Origin of the sequence: Sphingobium sp. D43FB, from assembly GCF_002312805.1 — a bacterium.
In the GTDB taxonomy this organism is placed as follows: Bacteria; Pseudomonadota; Alphaproteobacteria; order Sphingomonadales; family Sphingomonadaceae; genus Sphingobium.
Genome location: NZ_NMUA01000005.1, coordinates 34,649 through 58,951, shown reverse-complemented (window position 1 = coordinate 58,951; position 24,303 = coordinate 34,649). Strand labels below are relative to the sequence as shown.

22 protein-coding genes and 3 tRNA genes are annotated in these 24,303 nt (G+C 65.5%); 16 read left to right on the top strand and 9 right to left on the bottom strand.

Annotation, left to right across the window (positions count from 1 at the left end; all coding sequences use genetic code 11):
- Window positions 1-2: 2 nt before the first annotated feature.
- Window positions 3-1,970, bottom strand: a complete 1,968-nt coding sequence (gene tkt / locus SxD43FB_RS06140; RefSeq protein WP_096061424.1) for a transketolase — start codon at window positions 1,968-1,970, stop codon at window positions 3-5.
- 180 nt (window positions 1,971-2,150) lie between these two features.
- On the opposite strand from tkt, the gene SxD43FB_RS06135 reads away from it, so the two are divergent.
- The 4 genes from SxD43FB_RS06135 to SxD43FB_RS06120 all read left to right on the top strand — a co-directional run bounded on the left by SxD43FB_RS06135 (window position 2,151) and on the right by SxD43FB_RS06120 (window position 3,712).
- Window positions 2,151-2,354, top strand: coding sequence for a hypothetical protein (locus SxD43FB_RS06135; RefSeq protein ID WP_237236431.1), 204 nt, complete (start codon window positions 2,151-2,153; stop codon window positions 2,352-2,354).
- A complete protein-coding gene (locus tag SxD43FB_RS06130) occupies window positions 2,347-2,682 on the top strand; it encodes a cell division protein ZapA (protein WP_096061423.1) in 336 nt (111 codons plus the stop codon). The genes SxD43FB_RS06135 and SxD43FB_RS06130 overlap by 8 nt, the downstream gene beginning before the upstream one ends.
- Window positions 2,683-2,885: 203 nt before the next feature.
- Entirely contained in the window at window positions 2,886-3,473 is a 588-nt protein-coding gene (locus tag SxD43FB_RS06125; protein WP_096061540.1) for a 5-formyltetrahydrofolate cyclo-ligase, read from the top strand.
- Complete coding sequence (locus tag SxD43FB_RS06120) at window positions 3,470-3,712, top strand: DUF2842 domain-containing protein (protein WP_037473918.1); 243 nt, start codon at window positions 3,470-3,472, stop codon at window positions 3,710-3,712. Before SxD43FB_RS06125 ends, SxD43FB_RS06120 begins: the two co-directional genes overlap by 4 nt.
- 55 nt (window positions 3,713-3,767) lie before the next feature.
- On the opposite strand, the gene SxD43FB_RS06115 is transcribed toward SxD43FB_RS06120, so the two are convergent.
- The 3 genes from SxD43FB_RS06115 to SxD43FB_RS06105 form a co-directional block, all read right to left on the bottom strand.
- Window positions 3,768-3,844, bottom strand: a tRNA-Asp gene (locus SxD43FB_RS06115).
- 80 nt (window positions 3,845-3,924) lie between these two features.
- Window positions 3,925-4,001 (bottom strand) — tRNA-Asp (locus tag SxD43FB_RS06110).
- 42 nt (window positions 4,002-4,043) lie between these two features.
- Window positions 4,044-5,198, bottom strand: coding sequence for an AI-2E family transporter (locus SxD43FB_RS06105; protein ID WP_069064744.1), 1,155 nt, complete (start codon window positions 5,196-5,198; stop codon window positions 4,044-4,046).
- Window positions 5,199-5,362: 164 nt separating this feature from the next.
- Here SxD43FB_RS06105 and SxD43FB_RS06100 point away from each other — a divergent pair, with 164 nt between their 5' ends.
- Together SxD43FB_RS06100 and SxD43FB_RS06095 are read left to right on the top strand one after the other, a co-directional pair.
- A complete protein-coding gene (locus tag SxD43FB_RS06100; RefSeq protein WP_096061539.1) occupies window positions 5,363-5,836 on the top strand; it encodes a hypothetical protein in 474 nt (157 codons plus the stop codon).
- Between the two features lie 82 nt (window positions 5,837-5,918).
- Complete coding sequence (locus tag SxD43FB_RS06095; protein WP_176482683.1) at window positions 5,919-6,662, top strand: class I SAM-dependent methyltransferase; 744 nt, start codon at window positions 5,919-5,921, stop codon at window positions 6,660-6,662.
- Between the two features lie 16 nt (window positions 6,663-6,678).
- Here SxD43FB_RS06095 and SxD43FB_RS06090 read toward each other — a convergent pair whose 3' ends face one another.
- The 4 genes from SxD43FB_RS06090 to thyA all read right to left on the bottom strand — a co-directional run bounded on the left by SxD43FB_RS06090 (window position 6,679) and on the right by thyA (window position 11,630).
- Window positions 6,679-8,034 carry a dihydrolipoamide acetyltransferase family protein gene (locus SxD43FB_RS06090; protein ID WP_096061421.1) on the bottom strand — a complete coding sequence of 452 codons (1,356 nt, stop codon included), beginning with the start codon at window positions 8,032-8,034 and terminating at the stop codon, window positions 6,679-6,681.
- A gap of 100 nt (window positions 8,035-8,134) precedes the next feature.
- Window positions 8,135-9,139 carry an alpha-ketoacid dehydrogenase subunit beta gene (locus SxD43FB_RS06085; RefSeq protein ID WP_096061538.1) on the bottom strand — a complete coding sequence of 335 codons (1,005 nt, stop codon included), beginning with the start codon at window positions 9,137-9,139 and terminating at the stop codon, window positions 8,135-8,137.
- Between the two features lie 138 nt (window positions 9,140-9,277).
- Window positions 9,278-10,576, bottom strand: a complete 1,299-nt coding sequence (locus SxD43FB_RS06080) for a 3-methyl-2-oxobutanoate dehydrogenase (2-methylpropanoyl-transferring) subunit alpha (protein WP_096061420.1) — start codon at window positions 10,574-10,576, stop codon at window positions 9,278-9,280.
- A gap of 121 nt (window positions 10,577-10,697) precedes the next feature.
- Window positions 10,698-11,630: a thymidylate synthase gene (thyA, locus tag SxD43FB_RS06075; RefSeq protein ID WP_096061537.1), complete on the bottom strand. Its 933-nt coding sequence runs from the start codon at window positions 11,628-11,630 to the stop codon at window positions 10,698-10,700.
- A gap of 168 nt (window positions 11,631-11,798) precedes the next feature.
- On the opposite strand from thyA, the gene SxD43FB_RS06070 reads away from it, so the two are divergent.
- The 9 genes from SxD43FB_RS06070 to SxD43FB_RS06030 all read left to right on the top strand — a co-directional run bounded on the left by SxD43FB_RS06070 (window position 11,799) and on the right by SxD43FB_RS06030 (window position 23,036).
- Window positions 11,799-11,875, top strand: a tRNA-Pro gene (locus tag SxD43FB_RS06070).
- 290 nt (window positions 11,876-12,165) lie between these two features.
- Window positions 12,166-13,800 (top strand): TldD/PmbA family protein, encoded by a 1,635-nt coding sequence (locus tag SxD43FB_RS06065; protein WP_096061419.1) that lies wholly within the window; start codon window positions 12,166-12,168, stop codon window positions 13,798-13,800.
- A gap of 21 nt (window positions 13,801-13,821) precedes the next feature.
- Complete coding sequence (locus SxD43FB_RS06060) at window positions 13,822-15,156, top strand: TldD/PmbA family protein (RefSeq protein ID WP_096061418.1); 1,335 nt, start codon at window positions 13,822-13,824, stop codon at window positions 15,154-15,156.
- 162 nt (window positions 15,157-15,318) lie between these two features.
- Entirely contained in the window at window positions 15,319-16,014 is a 696-nt protein-coding gene (locus tag SxD43FB_RS06055) for a DUF4159 domain-containing protein (RefSeq protein ID WP_037472263.1), read from the top strand.
- A gap of 131 nt (window positions 16,015-16,145) precedes the next feature.
- Window positions 16,146-17,135 carry a MoxR family ATPase gene (locus tag SxD43FB_RS06050; RefSeq protein WP_096061417.1) on the top strand — a complete coding sequence of 330 codons (990 nt, stop codon included), beginning with the start codon at window positions 16,146-16,148 and terminating at the stop codon, window positions 17,133-17,135.
- A 9-nt stretch (window positions 17,136-17,144) separates the two neighbouring features.
- Window positions 17,145-18,020, top strand: a complete 876-nt coding sequence (locus tag SxD43FB_RS06045; RefSeq protein WP_096061416.1) for a DUF58 domain-containing protein — start codon at window positions 17,145-17,147, stop codon at window positions 18,018-18,020.
- 2 nt (window positions 18,021-18,022) lie between these two features.
- On the top strand, window positions 18,023-19,162 hold the full coding sequence (locus SxD43FB_RS06040; RefSeq protein WP_096061415.1) for a BatA domain-containing protein: 1,140 nt from the start codon (window positions 18,023-18,025) through the stop codon (window positions 19,160-19,162).
- Window positions 19,159-21,285 (top strand): DUF4175 domain-containing protein, encoded by a 2,127-nt coding sequence (locus tag SxD43FB_RS06035; protein WP_096061414.1) that lies wholly within the window; start codon window positions 19,159-19,161, stop codon window positions 21,283-21,285. The genes SxD43FB_RS06040 and SxD43FB_RS06035 overlap by 4 nt, the downstream gene beginning before the upstream one ends.
- Complete coding sequence (locus SxD43FB_RS06030) at window positions 21,282-23,036, top strand: hypothetical protein (protein ID WP_096061413.1); 1,755 nt, start codon at window positions 21,282-21,284, stop codon at window positions 23,034-23,036. Before SxD43FB_RS06035 ends, SxD43FB_RS06030 begins: the two co-directional genes overlap by 4 nt.
- Here the strand turns inward: SxD43FB_RS06030 and SxD43FB_RS06025 are convergent.
- Window positions 23,021-23,473, bottom strand: a complete 453-nt coding sequence (locus SxD43FB_RS06025) for a hypothetical protein (protein ID WP_037478656.1) — start codon at window positions 23,471-23,473, stop codon at window positions 23,021-23,023. The two genes, SxD43FB_RS06030 and SxD43FB_RS06025, sit on opposite strands and share 16 nt — an antisense overlap.
- A gap of 151 nt (window positions 23,474-23,624) precedes the next feature.
- On the opposite strand from SxD43FB_RS06025, the gene SxD43FB_RS06020 reads away from it, so the two are divergent.
- The gene (locus SxD43FB_RS06020) at window positions 23,625-24,296 is read left to right on the top strand and encodes a spermidine synthase (protein ID WP_096061412.1); all 672 of its coding nucleotides are present in this window, start codon (window positions 23,625-23,627) and stop codon (window positions 24,294-24,296) included.
- The last annotated feature ends 7 nt before the right edge of the window (window positions 24,297-24,303 follow it).

The window sequence follows — 24,303 nt, the reverse complement described above, 5'->3', positions numbered from 1 at the left end:
GATCAGTTGTCGAGCGCGGCCACGATTTGCGGCGCGATCTTCACGGCGGTCAGGCCGAAATGGTCGTAAAGCGCTTCGGCCGGCGCGGACGCCCCGAAGCTGTCGATGCCAAAGCGCAGCCCACCGATGCCGGTATGCCGTTCCCAGCCGAAGGTCGTCCCCGCCTCGATCGACACGCGCAGCACATCATAGGGCAGAACCTCATCCTTGTAGGATTGCGGCTGCGCCTCGAAATGTGCCCAGCTCGGCATCGACACGACATCGGCGCCGATGCCCTGCTCTTCCAGCAGCTTGGCGGTATCGACCGCGATCTCGACTTCCGAACCCGTGGCCATGATCACCACGCGGCGATCGCCGGTCGCGGCGCGCAGGCGATAGGCACCCTTGGCGCACAGATTCTCGCTCTTCTCGGTGCGCAACTGCGGCAGGTTCTGGCGGGTCAGCGCCAGCACCGATGGGCCGGTCGCGTCCTTGAGCGCCAGTTCCCAACATTCCGCCGTCTCGACGATGTCGGCCGGACGATAGACGTCCAGGTTGGGGATCATGCGCAGCGACATGACATGCTCGATCGGCTGGTGGGTCGGGCCATCTTCGCCAAGGCCGATGCTGTCATGGGTCAGCACATGGATGACGCGCTGCTGCTGCAGCGCGGCCAGGCGGATGCCGCCGCGCAGATAGTCGGAAAAGACGAGGAAGGTGCCGCCATAGGGGATGACCCCGCCATGCAGCGCCATGCCGTTCATCGCGCAGGCCATGCCGAATTCGCGAATGCCATAATAGACATAGCGACCCGCATAATCATCCTTGGTCAGCGGGCCGGTCGACTTGGTCTTGGTATTGTTGGAGCCGGTCAGGTCCGCCGAACCACCCAGCGTTTCGGGCAGCAGGTCATTGATCGCGCCTAGCGCCAACTCGCTCGCCTTGCGCGTGGCGACCTTCTGCGGCGCGGCGATTAGGCTGTCGATATAGGCGTCGAGCGAGAAATCGGCGGGCAGGTCGCCGCCCATGCGACGGGCAAATTCGCCGCCCTTCTCGTCACTTGCAAGCCGTGCTTCCCATGCGGTGCGCGCCTCGCCGCCCTTGGCGCCGATCGCCTTCCAGGCAGCGGCAATGTCTTCGGGGATCACGAACGGCTCGGCGGTCCAGCCGAGAAATTCGCGCGCGGCCGCGACTTCGTCCGTGCCCAGCGCGGAACCATGTACGCCCGACGTGCCCGCCTTGTTGGGCGAACCATAGCCGATCTTGGTCGCACAGGCGACGAGCGAGGGACGCGGATCGGCAATCGCTTCGGCCAGCGCGCGGCGCACATCGGCAACGTCATGACCATCGCACGACACGACATGCCAGCCAGTGGCGGCATAGCGCGCGCGCACATCTTCGCTGCTCGACAGATCGACCGCACCGTCGATCGTGATCTTATTATCATCCCACAACACGATCAGGCGGCCAAGGTTGAGGTGGCCCGCAAGGCCGATCGCCTCATGATTGATGCCTTCCATCAGGCAGCCGTCGCCCGCAATCACCCAGGTCCGGTGATCGACCAGATCGTCGCCGAACTGCGCGTTCAGATGGCGTTCGGCAATCGCCATGCCAACGGCGGTGGCAAGGCCGGAGCCAAGCGGACCAGTGGTCGCTTCCACGCCCGCCAGCTCGAAATTCTCAGGATGGCCGGCGCAGGGGCTGTGCAACTGGCGAAAATTGGCGATGTCCTCGATCGTCGGCCGCGCATAGCCGGTCAGGTGCAGCAGGCTGTAGATCAGCATCGAGCCATGGCCAGCCGACAGGACGAACCGGTCGCGGTCGGCCCATTTGGGCTGGGTCGGATCGAATTTCAGATAATCGCTGAACAACACCGTCGCGACATCGGCCATCCCCATCGGCATCCCCGGATGACCGCTATTGGCGGCCTGCACCGCGTCCATGGAAAGCGCGCGAATGGCGTTGGCGAGCGACTTATCAGTGACGGTCATTATGGGCGGGCGTCTTTCCTGAACGAATAGGGCGGATCGTTTGCGGGCGGGCGAACGAGTCGAGATCGCGCTTCCTTTGTCGCGTCAAGCCCCATGCGTCAACCATAGCGGGGCGCAATGCCCGTCGCTTAGGCCCAAAGACCGCTTTTGTAGGCGCGCGAATCGGGCTATGCTTGGGCCATGGCAAGCGAGCGCATGATGCTGGCGATCGGCACGCTGGAGCGGGCGATCGGTCGGCTGGAACAGGATGTGACCCATTTCGTCGCGGCCATCCCGCCCCCTGCGCCGCCGGACGCCCCACAAATCGACCTGCCCGCCGCCCGCGAAGCCCTGCGTTCGCTTGATCAGTTGATCGATGACCTGAAAGCCAAGGCCCATGGCTGAAACCACGCTGCACATTGCCGGGCGGCACTATGACATACGCTGCCGCGATGGCGAGGAAGCGCATCTGGCGCAGCTTGCGGCGATGATCGATGGCAAGGCGCGCGCCGCGCAGCAGGGCATGCCGGGCATGACCGAAGTGCGCAACCTGCTCTTCGCCGCGCTCTTCCTGGCCGACGAAGTGACCGACCTGCGTCGCGAGGTTGCCGGACGGCAGGAGAGACTGGCGCTGGAAACCCAGGATGACGATGCGGCGCAGGCGGTCGAGGCGCTGACGGCGCGGATAGAAAAGCTGCGCGAGAGACTTGCCGCGCCGCACGCGGACGCCTAGATTGGGGATGACGGGTACTGCCTGGTACGAGCTTTAGCGAACATCCCTGAGGCGATAAGCACATCCTAGGGGGCTGTCCCTGGGCGGGTTCCGGCCCGATCTACATGGTCCCCACCTGACGTTGAGGCGTCAGAGGATCTTCCAGCACACGGCCAAGGTGGTCCCGTCACCCCCCTTTCCCGTCCGATTGCGAAAGTAGGATGATGAGCGACGACCCTAACGCCGCCGACAAAGCCGACCTGCGCGTCCTCGCGCGCGATCAGCGGCGCGCCTTCGTCGCCACGCTCGATCCGCTGGCGCATAGGCTGGCGTTCAAGGTGCTGCCTTCCCCGCTCGCCCGGCGTCTGGCTAATGCCCGCACTGTCGCCCTCTATATGGGCCTCGATGACGAAGCCCCGGCGCAGCGGCTGGCCGCGCCCTTGATCGCCATGGGCAAGCGGGTGGCGCTGCCGCGCGTGCTGGACCGGCTGGGGTCGATGGATTTCCTGCCCTGGACGCCCGACGCCCCGCTCATCCCCGGCCCTTTCCGCACCAGCCATCCTGAACCCGGCAATGGTCCCGTGACGCCCGACGCGATCATCGCGCCGCTGGTGGGGTTCGACCGCGCGCTCAACCGGTTGGGCCAGGGCGGCGGCTATTATGATCGCGCCTTCGCCCGCTTTCCCGACGCGCTGCGCATAGGCCTTGCCTGGTCGGCGCAGGAACTGGACGATGTCCCCGCCGACCCGTGGGACTTGCCGCTCGACATCATCCTGACCGAAGCGGAACTGATCGAAGGACCAGACGCATGAGCATCGACCCGCGCCATTATCATCAGCCCAGCTGGCGCAAGCCGGTGGGGATGCTGGCGATCGTCGGCCTGATCACGCTATGGGCGGTGATGGTGGGCAGCCTGTCGGGCCAGATCGGCCTGCTGCCGATGTGGGTGCAGGTGCCCATCTATCTGGCGCTCGGCATCATATGGATCTGGGTGTTGCCGCTCCGGCGGCTGCTCGCCTGGATGGAAACCGGACGCTGGCGTCGCGGATAAAACCGAAGCTATCGAAATGCGCGGTCTGCGCCACTTGCTGCATCCGGCAGGCAAGTGGCGCGAGTGACGGGGCTCGAACCCGCGACCTCCGGCGTGACAGGCCGGCACTCTAACCAACTGAGCTACACCCGCGCAGGGTGACATCTATTTCCACACCAAGTTCGCCAGACGATGCTGATCCGGGAACCTTTCCACCTTCCGGTCAAGGAAAGTGGCGCGAGTGACGGGGCTCGAACCCGCGACCTCCGGCGTGACAGGCCGGCACTCTAACCAACTGAGCTACACCCGCGTTCGGTGTGGAAGCGCCGTCTATGGGCGCGCGCCAAAACTGTCAACCGTCCGTTTCGGCTGTTTTGCCATTCTCGTCATTTTCTTTACGCGGCGCGACCGTCAGCGTCCCCTGCTCGAACAGGAAACCGGCAATATCGGGCGTTCCCGCCGCCTGCACCACGGTCTGGATGATGATCAGCAGCGGCACGCCCAGCAGCGCGCCGGGCGTGCCCCAGACCCAGCCCCAAAAGGCCAGCGACACCAGGATCAGCAGCGGATTCATCGTCAGCCGCCGCCCCAGCACGGTCGGCGTCACCACATTGGCCTCGACCATGTGGAAACCGACCTGCAAGGCCGCAGGCAGCAACGCCACCCAAATATCGTCGAACACCATCAGGCCGCCCAGCCCCAGCAGCACGGCGGCCAGCATTGGCCCGAAATAGGGAATGAAGTTCAGCAACGCGACGATGCCGCCCCACATCCAGGGCGACGGCATCCCGATCAGCCACAGCGATACGGCGACCGCCAACCCCAGCCCCAGGTTAATCGTCGCGATGGTGATGACATAGGCCGACGTCGCATCGACCACATTCTGGATCACCCGCGCGACCGCCAGCGCGCCGTCGAAACTGTCGCGGCTGTTGATGGTGCGGCGGCGTAGGCGCGTCCATCCAGCAAGGAAGAAATAGATGATGAGCAGCGCGAACACCATCTGCACGATGGCGGACGGCGCCGAGGCGGCGGCGAACTGCAACAGCGAGCGCGGCGTATCGATCGCCGCGGTCTGCGCGGCCGCCACCGGCCCCGTCGCCAGCATCCGCACGGTTTCATCGACGAACCGCTGGAGATTGGCATAGAAGTCGATCAGCGGCGCGAGATTGGCCTGAATCTGCGGCAGCCGTTCGGGCAGGATGCGGAACCAGTCGGTCGCCGGCACGATGATCAGCACCAGCGCCGTATTGGCGACCAGCAGAAAGCCGATCAGCGCCAGCAACGCCGCCAGCCCCGATGGCAAACGGCGTCGCTCCATCCATTCGAGCAACGGCACCAGCGCGATCGCGATCACCAGCGCGGCGGTCAGCGGCAGGAAAAACTCCGCCCCCGCCCGCAACGCAAAGGGCAGCGCGATGATCAGGCCAATGCCCGCCGTCAGCGCGATCGACGCCAGCAGCCGGTCGCGCCTGCGGTTGATTTCCTGTTGTTCGCCGACTGTCACTTTTGTCCGATTCGCCAATAGATTCGCCCAGATGTGCGCTGCCCGTCACGGGCCGTCAATTTGCAAAGCGATGCGCGCGCCCACGCCGCAAATTCAGCCTCTTAACCAAATATTGGGCGGCGGGGTCTATGTCCGCCATCGGGGATGCGACAACGGGGTTCGGCATGAAGACAGCCACAGGATCAGCGCTGGCCGCGCTGGCGATCATCATCGGCGCGCAGGTCGCGCAGGCGCAGCCCGCCGTGCGCGTCGATACGCAGATGTTCGTCGAGCGCGTCAGCACCGACGTCAACGGTCGCACCCGGCGCGTGCTGGCCAGCGCCAACCGCGTCGCACCGGGCGACCAGCTGATTGTCATGGTCCATTGGCGCAACCAAGGCGGCGAACCGCTGCGCGACTATGCGCTGGTCCGGCCACTACCCAAGGGCGTTGAACTCGACCCGTCCGACCCCGCCCTGCAAGTCTCCGTAGACGGCGGCGTGCGATGGGGGCGCATGGCGCAACTCTGGCTGCCGACGCCGCTCGGCGGCGTGCGCCGCGCCGTCCCGGCCGATATCACCCATGTCCGCTGGACATTGCCTGACGGTGTCCCGCCGGGCCAGGCCGGACGGCTGAGCTATCGCGCGACGATACGGTGAATGGAACAAGGGTAGCGACAAGCGCGCTTGAGCAGGGCGACGCCACGGTCTAGGGCCGTCGGCTCGACCGGAGACCCCATTGATGTCCAAAGACGCCGAGCGCGCCTATCTCGCCAATCTGGGGGAAGGCGGTGCCGATCATTCGCTGAACAAGCCCTTTTCCGATCCGCAATGCGGCATCCAACTGGCGTCGATCGGCTTCATCATCAGCCTGCTGCCCCCGGCCCCGGCCGCCGTGCTGGACCTGGGCTGCGGCGGCGGCTGGACCAGCCAGTTCCTCGCCCGCGCCGACTATAGCGTGACCGGGCAGGACATTGCGCCCGACATGATCGCACTGGCGCAAGAGAATGCCCGGATCAACGACGTTGGCGACCGCACGACTTTTATATGCAGCGATTTCGAGAATCTCGACCTCGACGGCCAGTTCGATGCCGCGCTCTTCTTCGACGCGCTTCACCATGCCGATGACGAAGCACTGGCGATCCGCAGCGCCTATCGCGCCTTGAAGCCGGGCGGGATGCTGATCACCCATGAACCGGGCGAAGGCCATAGCCAGTCGCCCGAATCGATCGAGGCGATGGCGAAGTTCGGCGTCGCCGAACGTGACATGCCGCCCCACCTCATCATCGCGCGCGGCCGCGAGGCGGGCTTTACCAGTCATCGCGTGCTGCCGATCCCGGCGCTGCTCCACAGCACCTTCTATCAGGAACGCGACTATTCGGGCCGCTGGCTCAGCAAGCGGCGCTGGAAGATGATGCAGCGCGCGGTGCGGATGCTGTTCAGCCCGGATCTGAAACAGGGTGCCATCGTCGTCCTGACGAAATAGGCACCCTGCCCCTTTATCAATCCACGAACAGGAAAGCGGGCGCTTCCAGCAGTTTGCGCACCGCCTGGACGAAGCTCGCCGCGTCGAAGCCATCGACCACGCGATGGTCGCAACTGATCGACAGGTTCATCAGCTTCGCCGCGACGATCTCCTTGCCCCTAAACATGGGTCGTTCGATCACGCGGTTGGGACCGATGATCGCGACTTCGGGCCGGTTGATGACCGGCGTGGTGGCAATGCCACCCAACGGCCCCAACGAGGTCAGCGTCAGCGTGGAGCCGGACAATTCCTCCGACTTCGCCTTGCCGGTGCGCGCAGCGTCCGCAAGGCGGCGGATTTCGGTGGCGAGCTGCCAGACATTGCGATTCTGCGCATCACGGATCACCGGCACCATCAACCCCGCATCGGTTTGCGTCGCGAGGCCGAGATGCACCGCGCCATGGCGCGTGACCACGCCTGCTTCGTCATCATAACGGGCGTTGAGCATCGGAAAATCGGGCAACGCCTTGCACAAAGCGACGATCAGCAGCGGCAGCATGGTCAGCTTAGGCCGATCCCCCCGCCCGTCGTTCAACTGCGCCCGCAAATCTTCCAGCGCGGTCACGTCGATTTCCTCGACATAGGTGAAATGCGGAATATGGCGCTTGGACGCCGCCATATTCTCGGCGATGCGGCGACGCATGCCGATAACCTTGATCTGCTCGTCCGGCCGCGTGGCGGACCGCCCAGCCGGGCGATAGCCCTGCCCCTCGCCATAGAGCAGGAACGCATCGAGATCGGCATGACGAACATGCTCGCCGCTCGCCTTCACCTGCGCCAGGTCGATCCCCAAATCCTTCGCGCGGGCACGCACGGCGGGGGAGGCGAGGATGGGCGAGGCGTGCGACTCCGCCGAACTTAAAGGTCCGTTCGGGCTGAGCTTGTCGAAGCCCTGCCCTTCTTCCTTGGCGATTGGCGCGGAAGAAAAGGTCGGCCCCCTTCGACTGCCCGCCTGCGGCAGGCGCTCAGGACAGGCTTCGTCAGGCTCAGGGCGAACGGATTGAGAGGGTGTCGGGTCGATGACCGCTTCACCCGGAACCTCCGCCTCAATCGCCTCGACCGAAGGCGGCGGCGGCGCAGCCACGTCGTCGCCCTCCACCTCGATCTCCACCAGCATCGCGCCGATGGGAATCTGGTCGCCCGGCTCGCCCGCCAGGCGGACGACGATGCCCGCGACCGGACTTTCCATCTCGACCGTCGCCTTGTCGGTCATCATGTCGGCGATCGGCTGGTCTTCCTCGACCCGATCCCCGACCGCGACATGCCAGCCGACAATCTCGGCTTCCGAAATGCCTTCGCCGATATCCGGCAGCTTGAATGTAAAAAGGGCCATAAAAAGCTCCGTTCGTGTCGAGCAAAGTCGAGACACTTGACTTGAAACTGCGCTTCCGTTCCTCGACTTCGCTCGAAACGAACGGAAGCTGGGTGAAGGCTTAGTCCTTCATGATCTTGGCAATGGCTTCGCGGATACGCACCGGGCCAGGGAAATAGGCCCATTCCAGACTGTGCGGATAGGGCGTGTCGAAGCCGGTGACGCGCTCGATCGGCGCTTCGAGATGATAGAAGCAGCGCTCCTGCACCTGGGCCAGCAATTCGGCGCCAAAGCCGCTGGTCCGCGTCGCCTCATGGACGATCAGGCAGCGGCCCGTCTTCTTCACCGACGCCTCGATGGTGTCGATGTCGAGCGGGATCAGGCTGCGCAGATCGACAATATCTGCGTCGATCCCCATCGCCTTGACCGTATCTTCGACGACATGGACCATCGTGCCATAGCAGAGGATGGTCAGAGCCTCGCCCGGCCGCACGATGCGCGCGGTGCCCAGCGGAATGCGATAATAGCCGGTCGGCACCTGTGCATCGGGGTGCCCGGCCCAGCTTTTGGCCGGTGTGTCATAATGGCCATCGAACGGGCCGTTATAGATGCGCTTGGGCTCGAAGAAGAGCGTCGGATCATTATCCTCGATCGCCGCGATCAACAGCCCCTTGGCGTCATAGGGGGTGGACGGGATCACCGTCTTGATCCCCGAACAATGGGTGAAGATGCCTTCGGGGCTTTGGCTATGCGTCTGCCCGCCAAAGATGCCGCCGCCGAACGGCGACCGCACCGTCATCGGCGCGGTGAACTCCCCCGCCGACCGATAGCGCAACCGCGCCGCTTCCGACACCAACTGGTCGAGCGCGGGATAGATATAGTCGGCAAACTGGATCTCCGGCACCGGCCGCAGGCCATAAGCCCCCATGCCCACCGCCACGCCGATGATCCCGCATTCGGTGATCGGCGTGTCGAACACGCGGTTCTTGCCATATTTATCCTGCAAGCCCGCGGTCGCGCGAAACACCCCGCCGAAAAAGCCGACATCCTCGCCCATCACCACAACGGTCGGGTCGCGCTCCATCATCACGTCCATGGCGCTGTTGATCGCCTGGATCATGGTCATTTGTTGCATATCAGTCATGGGATATCCCCAATGCCGTCATCCCAGCGAACGCTGGGATCTCACTGCCTTCCGGCGCGACGATGAAGAAAAGGGAGATCCCAGCCTTCGCTGGGATGACGGTTGTGTCGATAGTCCCCATCACAACCCCGCCGCCTTCCACTCATCCAGCATCTGTTGCTGCTGTTCCTTCAAATGCCGGGGCATTTCCTCGAACACGTCCTCGAACATCGATTCCATCGGATGATGGTGCAGGCCGTGGCCAAGAATGCCGTTCTTCTCCGCCTCCCGCGCGGCGTCGCGGACATATTCGGCCAATTCCTTGTCCATCGCGGCGTGACGCTCTTCGTCCCAGATGCCAAGGCCGATGCAATGCTGCTTCAACCGCGCGATCGGGTCGCCCAGCGGCCACAGGCTGCTTTCCTCGGCGGAGCGATAGGCGGTCGGATCGTCCGACGTGCTATGCCCTTCGACGCGATAGGTGAAATGCTCGATCAGCGTCGGCCCGGCATTGGCCCGCGCCCGGTCGGCGGCCCAGCGCGTCGCGGCATAGACCGCCAGCACGTCATTCCCATCGACCCGCAAGCCGGCAATCCCATAGCCGATCGCCCGCGCAGCGAAGGTCGTCGATTCCGCTCCCGCAAAACCTGAAAAACTGCTGATAGCCCATTGATTGTTCACGACATTCAGAATCACCGGCGCGCGATAGACGCTGGCGAAGGTGCAGGCCGAATGGAAATCGCCCTCCGCCGTCGATCCCTCGCCGCACCAGGTCGCCGCAATGCGCGTGTCGCCCCGCGCCGCGCTCGCCATCGCCCAACCGACCGCCTGCGGATATTGGGTGGTCAGATTGCCGGAAATGGAAAAGAAGCCCGCCTCCCGCGCCGAATACATGATCGGCAACTGGCGGCCGTTCAGCCGATCGCCCTTGTTGGAATAAATCTGGTTCATCATGTCGATGATGGGCCAGTCCCGCGCGATCAATATGCCCTGCTGGCGATAGCTTGGAAAACACATGTCGTCGCGCGACAGCGCCAGGGCCGCGCCGATCGACACCGCCTCCTCGCCAGTCGACTTCATATAGAAGCTGGTCTTGCCCTGCCGCTGGGCACGGAACATCCGTGCGTCGAAGGCGCGGGTCAGTGCCATCGCGCGCAACATCCGCAGCAGCGTTTCGGGCGGCAGCTTGGGGTTCCACGCCCCCACGGCCGCACCCTCTTCGTCCAACACACGCACCAGGCCATAGGCCATGTCGCGCATGGTCGCGGGCTGGGCCGCCTCGTCCGGGCGGGGCGCGGCGTCGGCAGCGGGAATGTCGAAATGGGTGAAGTCGGCGCTCTCGCCCGGCCGGGCTGGCGGCTCTGGCACATGCAGGCGCAGCGGGGGCAGGTTGCGCCCCGGTTCGCCTTGCGCGGCTCCGATATCATGCGGATCGGTCATCCTGCCTCCTATGCTGCGTTGCAATAATATTGCTTGGATTGGATATTAAATTACAACGCCGAGAAAGGCAAGCCTCCCTTACCCAATTTTTCTCAAACCTATGTCCGCCTCGCTGTCCGCTTCACACGGCGACGGGCGCGGAAATATGGGATTGCGGCGCATAATCGACCACCTCGAAATCCTCGATGGCATAATCGAAAATGGATGAAGGCCGGCTTTTGATCCGCAGTTTTGGCGCACCCGCCGGAATGCGACTCATCTGTTCCTCCACCAGCGCGGCATGGTTGAGGTAGAGATGCACATCGCCCCCCTGCCAGACCACCTCGCCCGGCTCCAAGTCACATTGCTGCGCCAACATCCGGGTGATCATCGACAGGCCGAATATGTTGAAGGCAAAGCCCAGGCCAAGGTCGCAACTCCGCTGGAACAACAGGCCATTGAGCTTCCCGTTCGACACCTGGAACTGATAGGTCATGTGGCAGGGCGGCAGCGCCATCTGCGCGACTTCGGCGACATTCCAGCCGGTGAACAGCAAGCGCCGCGATCCCGGCGTCGCCCGGATCGCATCGACCAGCGCGGCAATCTGATTATGCCCCTTCTCCGCCCGGCGATACAGCCCCTCGCCCGCCGGTTCGTAGCGCGGCCAGTTCACCCATTGCGCGCCGTAGACCGGCCCCAGATCGCCCCACTCCAGCGCAAAGCCTTCATCCGCGATGATCCGCGCCTCGAACGTATCCCGATCGATCGTCTCGCCTGTCGCCTTGCGATAGGCGTCGAGCGGCCAGTCGGTCCAGATATGCACCCCCTGCCGCACCAGTTCGCGGATATTGGTGTCGCCGGTCAGGAACCACAGCATCTCGCGCGCCGCGGCCTTCCAATAGACCCGCTTGGTGGTCAGCAGCGGCACCGCATCGTCGGCCAGAGAGAAGCGCATTGTCGCGCCCAGGATCGACCGGGTGCCGACCCCGGTACGGTCGATCCGCTCGTCGCCATGCCGCCAGATATGCCGCATCAGGTCGAGATATTGCTGCTCATAATGGGGCGTATCGGGCAAAGCGCTGGTCCTGTCGGAATCGAATCTGTGATCCACAGGCTTTAGCGCATCGGGGCATCGCTCCGCCCCGTAAAAAAAGCGTCGCTCGCCGCTTGCCAGCCCGAAAACCCGTCTCTATAGGCTGCGGCCTGCCTTACGGGGTCGCTTCACGGCGGCGTCGGCATCGGTCGGGGAATAGCTCAGCCTGGTAGAGCACTGTCTTCGGGAGGCAGGGGCCGGAGGTTCGAATCCTCTTTCCCCGACCACATTTCTAAACAGCTTCGAACAGATCAACCCCTTGCGGGGGAACGCCTTTCCGCGCGCGTCTTTCGTTTCGCGCACCCGCGCGACTGGAGCGCTTGCATCCCTCTGGCCAGCCGCTTTCGACAGATGTCATATGTCGAAAGCGGCGACCCCCATGTTGTTCGAATGTAAAAGATATTTGACCCGCCGCGTCCACACGGCGATGATCCCCCGCATCGGACGGCCGACCGGCCGCTTCCCAATCACTATCCGACCCGCATCATGCGGGCGTTCCGCAGGTGGGAGACGAACCTTGCACAGACGTGATTTTCTGGCTTTTGGGGCCATGGGTGTCGGGGGGATTATCCTCCCATCGATGTTCGGCAAGGTCATTGCCGCCGAAGAATTGAACAGCGCGATCGACGTCGCCGTCAAGAAGGCGCTGGCCGACGCCGCGATGAACGCCGCCAAGAGCGCGGGCGCATCCTATTGCGACGTGCGCGTCGGCCGCTACCTGCGCCAGTTCGTCATCACCCGCGAACGCAATGTCGAAAATGTCGTCAACACCGAATCGAGCGGCGTTGGCATCCGCGTTCTGGCCGACGGCGCCTGGGGCTTTGCCGCCACCAATGCGATGACCACCGATGCCGTGGCCAAGGCCGCGCAGCAGGCCGTCGCCATCGCCAAGGCGAACGCACCGACCCAGACCGCGCCGGTCCAGCTCGCCCCGGTCAAGGGCGTCGGCGAAGTATCCTGGCGCACGCCGATCGCCAAGAACAGCATGACCGTGCCGATCAAGGACAAGGTCGACCTGCTGATGGGCGTCAACGCCGCTGCCATGGATGCAGGCGCGGACTTCATCAGTTCCATCCTGTTCCTGGTGAACGAGCAGAAATATTTTGCCAGCACCGATGGCAGCTATATCGACCAGGATGTCCATCGCATCTGGGCTCCGATGGAGGTCACCGCCGTCGACAAGAAGACCGGCAAGTTCCGCGTCCGCGACGGTCTGTCCGCGCCCATGGGCCTGGGCTTTGAATATCTCGACGGTCGCGCGGCAGACAAGACCGTCGGTCCCAATGGTATCATCAGCTACGGCATGTCCTACGACATGAAGGAAGACGCGATCGCCGCGACCAAACAAGCGCGCGAGAAGCTGACCGCCAAATCGGTCAAGCCTGGCAAATATGATCTGGTGCTCGACCCCAATCATCTGGGCCTCACCATTCATGAAACGGTGGGCCATCCGCTCGAACTGGATCGCGTGCTTGGCTATGAAGCCAATTATGCCGGCACCAGCTTCGCGACGATGGACAAGCTCAAGGCCAATTTCCAATATGGCAGCGACAAGGTCAACATCGTCGCCGACAAGACGCAGCCAGGCAGCCTGGGCGCGGTCGCCTATGACGATGAAGGCGTGAAGACCAAAAAGTGGGATCTGATCCGCAACGGCAAGCTGGTCGGCTATCAGGCCACCCGCGATCAGGCGCATATCGAGGGCAAGAGCGAAAGCGACGGCTGCTCCTATGCCGATAGCTGGTCCAACGTGCAGTTCCAGCGCATGGCCAACATCTCGCTGGAACCCGGCAAGGACAAGATGAGCGTCGCCGACATGATCAGCAATGTCGAAGATGGCATCTACATATTGGGCCGCGGTTCCTTCTCGATCGATCAGCAGCGCTACAACGCCCAGTTCGGCGGCACGCTCTTCTACGAGATCAAGAACGGCAAGATCACGCAGCCTCTGGAGGATGTCGCCTATCAGATCAGAACGCCCGAATTCTGGGCCGCCTGCTCGGCGATCTGCGATTCCAGCGACTATCGCATGTTCGGCTCCTTCTTCGACGGCAAGGGACAGCCTTCGCAGGTTTCCGCCGTGTCGCACGGGTCATCGACCACCCGCTTCGACGGCATCAACGTCATCAACACCGCGCGTTCGCTCGGCTGATCGCTCAGGGGAGTTAGTATAATGGGCATCTTTACCGAAGCACAGGCGAAGGACATTCTGACCAAAGTGGTCGCCATGTCGAAAGCCGACGAATGCACCGCGCAACTGACCGGCCAGATTCAGGGCAATGTGCGCTTTGCGCTCAACAATGTCTCGACCGCCGGCCTGACCGACGACACCGACCTTCAGGTCCAGGTCGCCTATGGCAAGCGGGTCGGCATCGCCACGATCAACCAGTTTGACGACGCCTCGCTCGAACGAGTCGTGCGCCGCGCCGAAGAATTAGCCAAGCTCGCCCCGGAAAACCCGGAATTCATGCCTGCCGTGGACAAGCAGGTCTATAAGACCAGCCCGACCTTCAGCGAAGCAACCGCTGCAATCACCCCCGTCTATCGGGCCAAGGTCGCCGCCGCCTCGATCACGGCGTGCAAGGCGCAGAATCTGATCGCCGCCGGTTTCCTGGAGGATGGCCAGAGCTTCGTCGCTTTCGCCAACAGCAAGGGCAATTTCGGCTATCAGCGTTCGACCGTGCTGGATTATACCTGCACCGTCCGCACGCAGGATGGCCGGGGATCGGGCTGGGTCGGCACCGATACGCAGGACGCCACCCGCTTCAAGGTCGAGGATGATATCCAGATCGCGATGCGCAAGGCATCGGCCTCGTCTGAAGCCAGGGCGCTGGAACCGGGCAAATATACCGTCATTCTGGAACCGATGGCCGCCGCCGGGCTGATCGGCTTCATGTTCAACTTCTTTGGCGCGCGCGAAGCCGATGAAGGCCGCAGCTTCCTGTCCAAGGCAGGCGGCGGCAACAAGATCGGCCAGCAGGTGTTCGGGCCGCAGGTCAATTTCTACACCGACCCCTGGGATCCGGTCGCACCAAGCCTGCCCTGGGACGAAGAGGGCGTGCCGCGCAAGCGCATGGACCTGGTCAAGGACGGCAAGGTCGTCGCGCTGGATTACAGCCGCTATTGGGCGCAGAAACAGGGGAAAGCACCTGTCGGCCAGATGGGCAATATCCTGATGACGGGCGGCACCAAGTCGACCGCCGAACTGGTGCGCTCAACCCAGCGCGGCGTGCTCGTCACCCGCACCTGGTATATTCGCATGGTCGATCCGCAGACGGTGTTGCTGACCGGCCTGACCCGCGATGGCACCTTCTATATCGAAAACGGGCAGATCAAATATCCGATCAAGAATTTCCGGTTCAACGAAAGCCCGGTGATCATGCTCAACAATGTCGAAGAACTCGGCAAACCCGTCCGCGTGCCGCCCGACGAAGTATCGATGAACATCATGGTCCCGCCGATGAAACTGCGCGACTTCACCTTCACTTCGCTCTCGGACGCGGTGTAATATTGGCGCTGACGGTTACCAGATGGACGATCCTCCCCCGGCGGGGGAGGTGGCAGCACGAAGTGCTGACGGAGGGGTGTCACCCTATCGATAGCGTGACACCCCTCCGTCTGGCTACGCCAGACACCTCCCCTTCCAGGGAGGATCGGTAATGTTCGGCACATGACCCGCAGCGATTTCCTCCGGCTGATGGCAGGTGGCCTGGCCAGCGCCTTGCTGGCCCGTCCGCTCGCGGCAGCCGGAGGCTATGATTTCTGGTTCACCCGCCTGCGCTATGATTCAGGCGACTGGGATGTCGATCAGCGGATGCCGTCCAACGTCATCACCTCGCTGATCGACTATACGACCTTGCGGGTCGATCCGAAGGAGCATGTCCTCGCCCTGTCGGACCCCAAGATGCTGACCGCGCCCTTCTGTTATCTCGCCGGGCACAAACTGGTCGAGTTCTCACCCGCCGAGCGGCGCAATTTCGAACGCTATGTCCGCAATGGTGGCTTCGTTCTGGTGGACGATTGCAATCACGACATTGACGGCCTGTTCGCCCGCTCGTTCGAAGCGCAGATGGCCAGGATTTTCGGGGCCAAGGCGATGAAGACGCTGCCCAAAAACCATGGCCTCTATCGCAGCTTCTTCACCTTCGACGGGCCACCCAATACCGGCCTCGAACTCAATGGCTGGGGCGACGATCTGGTCCATGATTATCTCAAGGGGATAGAGGTAAATGGCCGACTGGGCGTTCTCTACAGCAACAAGGATTATGGCTGCGAATGGGACTATGACTGGCGCAACAAACGCTTCCTGGCCGAAGACAACACCAAATTTGCGGTCAATATCGTAATGTATGCGCTGTCGGTTTGATCCTCGTTCTGCCCTTTGCCTTCGTCATTCCCGCGCAGGCGGGAACCCATCTCCCACCAGCGCGCCAAGAGATAGCGCCGGAGATGGATCCCCGCCTGCGCGGGGATGACGGCCTTTAAGTTAGGAAGCCAATGACCGACCTCACCGAAGCCGAAATCCAGACGCGCCTGGCCGCGCTCACCCAATTGCGCGCGGCGATCGGTCAGGCGATCGTGGGCCAGGCCGATGTGGTCGAACAATTGCTGATCGGCCTGCTCGCTGGTGGCCATTGCCTGCTCGAAGGCGTGCCGGGCCTTGGCAAGACCCTGCTCGTCCGCTCGCTCGGCGAAGCGTTGAAGCTCGACTTTCGCCGCGTCCAGTTCACCCCCGACCTGATGCCCAGCGACATTTTGGGCACCGAATTGCTGGAGGAGGACCATGGCACCGGCCATCGCAGCTTCCGTTTCCAGCCCGGCCCGGTCTTCACCAACCTGCTGCTCGCCGACGAACTCAACCGCACCCCGCCCAAGACGCAGGCGGCGCTGCTGGAGGCGATGCAGGAAAAGACGGTGAGCTATGCCGGCGTCACGCACCGCTTGCCCGCCCCCTTCTTCGTGCTGGCGACGCAGAACCCGCTGGAGCAGGCCGGCACCTACCCCCTGCCCGAAGCCCAGCTCGACCGCTTCCTGCTGCATATCCGCGTCGATTATCCCAGCGAAGCGGAGGAGCGCGCGATCCTGGCGCAAACCACCGGGTCCAAGCCCGGCACCGTCCCCGCCGTGATGGCGGGCGAGGAAGTGCTGGCGCTGCAGAAGCTGGTACGCGACGTGCATTTCGGCGACGAGCTGCTCGACTGGGTGACGCGGATCATCCGCGCCAGCCGCCCCGGCGACGGCGCGCCCGATGACATCGCCCGCTATGTCAAATGGGGCGCCGGGCCGCGCGCGGGCCAGTCGCTGATCCTGGCCGCCAAGGCGCGCGCGCTGTTGCAGGGCCGCCTCGCCGCCACTCGCGACGATATTGTCGCGCTGGCCGCGCCGGTGATGCGCCATCGCTTGCTGCTGTCCTTCGCGGCCGAGGCCGAGGGGCGCAGCGCCGACGATGTCATCGCCTCGCTGCTGCGCGCCGTGCCGCTCGCCTGATCGCGCACCATGGCCGACCTGATCCCCGCCGATGTCCGCCGCAGGCTGAAAGGCCTGCGCCTCGTCACGCGGCGCGCGGTCGGGCAGCATGGCATCGGCCTACACCAAAGCCACAGTCGCGGCGCGGGTTTGGAATTCGCCCAATATCGCGCCTATGAACCGGGCGACGAACTGCGCCAGATCGACTGGAAACTCTACGCCCGGTCGGACAAATTCTTCGTGCGGGAAGCCGAGCGCGAAAGCCCGGTCGCGGTCTGGATAGTGATCGACGCCAGCGCCTCGATGGGCCAGGCCGATGCGGGCCGCCCCGACTATAGCCGCTTCGACGCCGCCAAGGCGATGGCGGCCTCGATCGGCGAACTGGCGATGCAGCAGGGCGACCGGTTCGGGCTGATGGCCCTGGGCGATGCAGGCCTGACCCTACTCCCCCCCGCCACGGGCCTGCGCCAGCGCGACCGGCTGCTGCTCGACCTGCTGGCGCTGCGCACCGCCACCGGCTTCCCGCCCGAAGAGCAGCTTGCTCCCGTGTGGGAGCGAATCGGCGCGCATGATCTGGTCATCTTGCTCAGCGATTGTTTCGACGAAGGCGCGGTCGCGCTGGTCGAGAAACTGGCCGCCGCCGGGCGCGAGACTTTGGTGGTCGAGATGCTGACGCTCGCCGAACGCGATTTCCCCTTCAGCGGCGGCTATCGCTTTCGCGATCCCGAAACCGGCGAGGAACTGCTCGCCGATGGCGTCGCCCTGCGCGCCGAATTTCTGGCCCGCTTCGGCGAAGCGCGCGCTGCGCTCCATGCCCGGCTGGACGCGGCGGGCGTGGTCCATGTCGCGCATATGCTGGACGAGCCGGTCGATCTGCCGCTGCGCCGCTTGTTCGCGGCGGTCTGACCATGGGTGTCGGCCTGCTCTTTCCCGCCGCACTGACGGCGTTGCTGGCCCTGCTGGTGCCGCTCGCCATCCATATCGCGCGCAAGAGCGAACAATTGCCGACCGACTTCGCCGCACTGCGCTGGCTGCGGTCGAAACCACGGCCCCGGTCGCGCCTGCGCTTCGACGAATGGCCGCTGCTGCTGCTCCGGCTCCTGCTGCTGGCGCTGGTCGCGCTATGGCTGGCGCAGCCGGTCCTGTCGGGTGCAGGCGACGATACGCCCTATGTCGCGGTCGTGCCCGGCGCGCGGATGGATCGCGCGCAATTGGCCGATGCGCGAGTCCATTGGCTCGCCCCCGGCTTTCCGCCGATCGAGGAGGCCGCACCCACCGGCCCCCTGCCGCTCGCCAGCCTTATCCGCCAGCTCGACGCCGATCTCCCCGCCGCAACGCCGCTCACCATCCTCACGCCGCAGGTCATAGACGGCGCGGACGCCGCCCGCCTGCACCTGTCGCGCAAGGTCGACTGGCGCATCGGACCCGGCACCATGCCCTCGCCTACCACCACAGCACCCCCGACACCGACCGTCGCGATCCGCTTCGATGCCGCACATCGCCCCGCCCTGCGCTACCTGCGCGCCGCCGCGATGAGCTGGCAGCCAACCGAACGCCCCATCGACAGCGCCCCGCTCGACAGCCCCTTGCCCGACCGCCAGCATGTGCTGATCTGGCTCGCAGGCGGCACCCTGCCCGACAGCGTCGCAGACTGGATCACCCAAGGCGGCACGGCCTTGATCGCCAGCGACGCCACCCCGCCAAACGGCACCCCCGCGCCGCACTGGCGCGATGCGCTCGGCATACCGCTGGTCGAGGGCGCACCGCTGGGCGCGGGCGGCTGGCTCCGCTTCACCCGGCCGCTACGCCCCGCCGACATGCCGGTCTTGCTGGATGGCGATTTCCCCGCGCAATTGCGCCATCTGCTCGCGCCTGCTCTCTCGCCGCCCACGCGCGTCGCCGCTGCCGACTATGCGCCGCTCCCCGGCGGACGCGCCTATGACCAGCAACCCGAACCGCTCCGCCCCTGGCTGGCGCTGCTCATCGCGCTGCTGCTGATCGCCGAACGCTGGTTCGCCACCCGCCGCAGCCGTGGCATATCGCCATGAGCGCCACCGCCCTCACCCGTCCATGGACGGCCCCCGCCCGCAAACGCGCGTTCCTGAACGCCATCGCCATCGGCGTGCCGCTGGCACTCGGCGCGGCTGCCGTGACGTGGCGGCTGGCGGGGGTCGGCGCGGCGATCGCAACCCTCACGGTCGGCCTGGCCCTATCGCTGCTCATCGCGCTGCGGCTGGCGGCCCGGTTCGACCAGGACTGGTTGATCCGCACACTCGACGCCCGCCGCCCCGACATGGAAGACAGCGCCGCGCTGCTCTTCGCGGACAACGCCACGCTCGGCCCGCTCCAACGGCTGCAACAGGCGCGCCTGACCGCCCGGATCGACGCCGACACGCCCGACCGCCTGGCCCCCGAGTGGCAGCGACGCAGCATCGCCCTGACCGCGATCGCTGCCCTGATCATCGTCGCGCTCGCGCTGCTTTGGCCGCGTCCCGGCCAAGGCCCGCCCACCCTCGCCCCCGCCAGCGAAGGCGTCGCGGCAGCGCCCGGCATCCCCCGCCTCGTCGCACAAAATCTCCGCATCCTCCCGCCCGCTTACACCGGCCTGCCCGTGCGCGACTCCCAGTCGCTAGACGCCCGCGTGCCGCACGGATCGCGGCTCGAATGGACCTTGCGCTTCGATCCGCAAGCCAGCGTCCCGCGCCTCCTGATGCTGGGCAGCCAGCCACTCGCGCTGCGCCGCGACGGCGAAGACTGGATCGCCAGCCGCACGGCCGACGCCGCCTTCCTCTACCGCGTCGATCCCGCCGCCGGGCGCGGCCCGACCCCGCCGCTCCATCGCATCGACGCCATCGCCGACGCCGTGCCGCAGGTGAAAGCCATCAGCCCGAAGGCCAGCCTGACCCTGGTGACGCGCGGACAGCGCAGCTGGTCCCCTACCTTCACCGCGACCGACGATTATGGCGTCGCCGCCAGCGCCCGGCTGCGCATCACGCTGGCCATCGGCGAGGGCGAAAATGTGACCTTCACCGAGCGCGAAATTGCCGTCACTGGCAGCGGCCCGGCGCGCGACCGCCGCTTCACGCCGCGCCTCGATTTCGGAACGCTGGGCTTTGGTCCCGGCAGCGACATGGTCGTGCAACTCATCGTGCGCGACAATCGCAGCCCTGCCCCGCAGGAAGCGCGCAGCCCCAGCCTCATCCTGCGCTGGCCATCGGCACAGCAGCCCGAAGGCAGCGGGCTGGAGGGCATGGTCAACACCGTCCTGCCCGCCTATTTCCGCAGCCAGCGACAGGTCATCATCGACGCCGAAGCGCTGCTCAAACAAAAGTCCCGCCTCAGCGCCGACCGCTATCTCGCCCGTTCTGCCAGCATCGGCACCGACCAGCAGATTTTACGCGGCCGCTACAGCCAGTTTTTGGGCGGCGAGGAATCGGCCCAGCCGCAACTCCCCACCGCCGACGCCGACGCCGAAACCCATCATGACGGCGACGGCCATGACCATGGTCCCCCGCGCCAACCCGCGCCGGGCTTTGGCGTCGCCGAAGATGTGCTGGCCGACTATGGCCATCCCCATGACGATAGCGCCGCCTCCAGCCTCGATCCCGAAACCCGCGCCATCCTCAAAAACGCCGTCGATGAAATGTGGCAATCCGAAGTGCATCTGCGGCAAGGGCATCCCGATCTCGCCCTCCCCTTCGCCTATCGCGCGCTCCGCTTCATCAAGGAGGTGCAGCAGGCGACCCGCATCTTCCTGTCGCGCGTCGGGCCGGAACTCCCGCCGATCGACCCCAGCCGCCGCATGACCGGCAAGCGCGAAGGCGCGGCCAGCCGCACGCTGGCGGTTGCGCCCGTCGAGCGCGGCGATGGCCCCGCCGCCGCCGCCTGGCGCGCACTGGGCGACGGGCCGGGCGCGATCCGGGGACCGATCGCGCTCGATGCGCTGGACCGCTGGGTGCGCAGCGAAGCCGCCCGCCTGCCCGACCCGCTGGCCCTGTCGGGCGCGCTCGACGCCGTGCGGCGCGACCCTGACTGCACGCCCTGCCGAGCGAAACTGCGCGGACTGTTATGGACGGCGATGGAACGCCCGTCCGCTCGCCCGGCCCGCCGCGTGGCCCCCAACGCCAATGGCACGCGCTATCTTCGCGCGATCGAAGGGGCTGCCCCATGACCATCGAACGGATCGTCGCCGCCCTTTTGATCCTCACCGTGCTGATGGCCTCGCTGCGCCTGGTCCTGTGGCAGCGGTCCAGTCCGTCCGCACCCTGGCGACTGGCGGCCTTGCTCCTGCTTCAACCGCTCTGCGCAGGCCTCCTATTCCTGACGCTATTCCCACCGCCGACCCCGACGACGGGCGACACGCTGCGCATCGCGACCGCCGGAACGCCGCGCTTGGCTGCCGCAGCACCGGGCGCCCCGCTCATCATCCTCCCTGAAGCCGGCGACATCAGCGGCGACGAAAACGCCCCCGACCTCGCCACCGCGCTGCGCCGCCATCCCGCCGTCGGCACCATCACCGTGCTGGGCGAAGGCCTGCCCCCTCGCGATCTGGAGGCAGCGCGCGCCGTCGCGGTCCGCTTCCCCCCGCCCCCGCCCCGCCCCGGCATCAGCCATATCGCCCCGCCCCGCAGCGTCGCGGCGGGCGAAGCGTTCCGCGTGGGTGGCCAGCTAACCGCCCTGCCCCGCGCGACCATCGACCTGCTAGACCCCGCCGGGCGCGTGACCGACAGCGCCACGCCCGATGCGGACGGCTATTTCACCCTGACCGGCACCGCCCGCGCCGCCGGAACCACCGCCTTTACCCTGCGCGTGCGGGATGGACAGCGCGTGGTCGAGCAAGCCGCCGTCCCGCTGCTGGTAACCGATAGCCTCGCCCCGCGACTGTTGATCCTGGCGGCCGCACCGGGGCCAGAGGTCAAATATCTGCGCCGCTGGGCCACCGACGCAGGCTTCACGGTCACGACGCAAATGAGCGCGGGCGGCGGCATCGCACTCGGCGATCCCGCCATCGCCATCAACGGCGCAACGCTGCGGCGGTTCGACCTCGCCATCGTCGATGATCGCAGCTGGGCGGCACAGCGCGGCGTCCTGATCGGCGCAGCGCGCGAAGGACTGGGCCTGATACTGCGCCCCAGCGGTCCGATCGACGGCGCGACCCGTGCGCAATGGCGCGCGCTGGGCTTCGGCATTGGCAGCGGCGATCTCGCTCCCATTGCCCTGCCCAAAGTCGCTGCGCCCGCACTGAGCAGCACCCGTCTTGGCATCGGCAGCACGGATGCGCCGGTCGATATCGCCACGCCTGACGATCTGCTGCCCGATGTCAGCCGCCTGCCCCTCGCCCCCGCTGCGCAGGCACCCACATTGTTGCAGGACGCCAGTGACGCCCCCCTCGCCCAATGGCGCGCGATCGGCACTGGACGCATCGCCCTGTTCGCGGGCGTGGACAGCTATGCGCTGACCCTGACCGGCCATCGCGCGCTGCATAATGATTGGTGGAACGCCTTGCTGCGCACCGTCATCCGCCCGGCATCCGGCGTGCAACAGTCTGGCCTGATCGGCTGGGCGAACGCGCGCCTGACCCTGTGCGGCCTATCCGCCCCGACGCCGGTCGAGCGCCCCGATGGGCGGCGGTCCACCCTATTGCCAGTACAGGGATGCGCGGCCTTCTGGCCCGATAGCGCAGGCTGGCATCGGACCGGCACCGGCAAGTCCTTCTATATCTATCCCGCCAAAGCCCTGCCCGCGATGCGCGCCGCGCGCGATCGGGCCGCCATGCTCGCGCTGCGCCCGCCAACCGCAACCGACCGGGCGGGCGACAGCGCACCCGGCCCGTCCTGGCCCTTCGCCCTCGCCTGGCTGATCGCCAGCGCCTTGCTCTGGCTATTGGAACGCGCGCGTCGCGGTCGTCAGTCGGCCATGTAGAAATCGCGCAACGCCCGCGCATCATGCAGGGCGTTGTGCGGCACCCGGCTGTTGGCCGCCGCGCTGAACCCCGCTGCGTTGATCAGTTCGAGCCGCAGCCCGAAATCCACCCCCGCCATCTGCCCTGGCCCCGTCACCAGCAGCGCACAGAAATGCGCCAGATCCTCTGGCCAATCGGCGATGATGACGGGATCGCTATCCCCTTCCAGATAGGCCGCGACATGGTCGGCCGCCTCCACCCGGTTCAATTCCAGATCGATGCCCGGCGGCACATGGCGCAGATAGGGGACGACATGCTGCGCCACCCAGGGTTCGACATCGTCGGGCAGCGGCAGCGAGACGTAAAATTCCTCATCATCCGCATGTTCGGGCACCAGCGCGACGCTGATCAGCACGCCGCCAAAGCCGTTAAATTCGGTGTCGAGAAAATAGCGCATGAAAAGAAGAACTGCCTTGTCCGTGTCCGATAGGACAGGGCCGATAGCATCGCCGCCGCCCACATGCCATGCCGTGCGACGCGCCGTAGCATTTGCGCGACGCACGCCAAGCTGCCATGCGCGCCACAACGCCATCACCAAAGGATCGATCATGACGCCGCGCGAATTTCTGGGGTCTGCCGCCGTGCCTGGGGGGCAGGAACTGATGCTGTACCGGCGTGGCAGCGATTTCATGATCGTGCTCGACCGCAATGAATTGATGAGCAGTCGGATGAGCGGCTCCGAAAAGGCGCTGGCGCTGATGACGATCGAGCGGCTGGCGGGGCGCAAGGCCCCCCATCTGCTGATCGGCGGCTATGGCATGGGCTTCACCTTGCGCGCGGCGCTCGGCGTATTGGGGCAGGATGCGCGCATCACGCTCGCGGAACTGGTGCCCGAAATCATCGACTGGGCGCGCGGGCCGATGGCGGAATTGGCCGACGGCTGCCTTGATGACCCGCGCGTCGATCTGCGGATGGGCGATGTCGTCCCCGTCATCGCCGCGGGACGCGCCTGTTATGACGCCATCCTGCTCGACGTCGATAATGGCCCGGACGGCCTGACCGCCGCCGCCAACGACCGGCTCTACAGCGCGACGGGACTGGCGGCGGCGCGGGCGGCGCTTACGCCGGGCGGCATCCTCGCGGTCTGGTCGGCAGGGTCGGACGATGCCTTCACCCGCCGCCTGTCCAGCGCCGGATTTGCGGTCGATGAAGTCGCCGTGCGCGCGCGCGACAATGGCAAGGGGCCACGCCATGTCATCTGGTTTGCACAAAAGCGTTGAACATGCT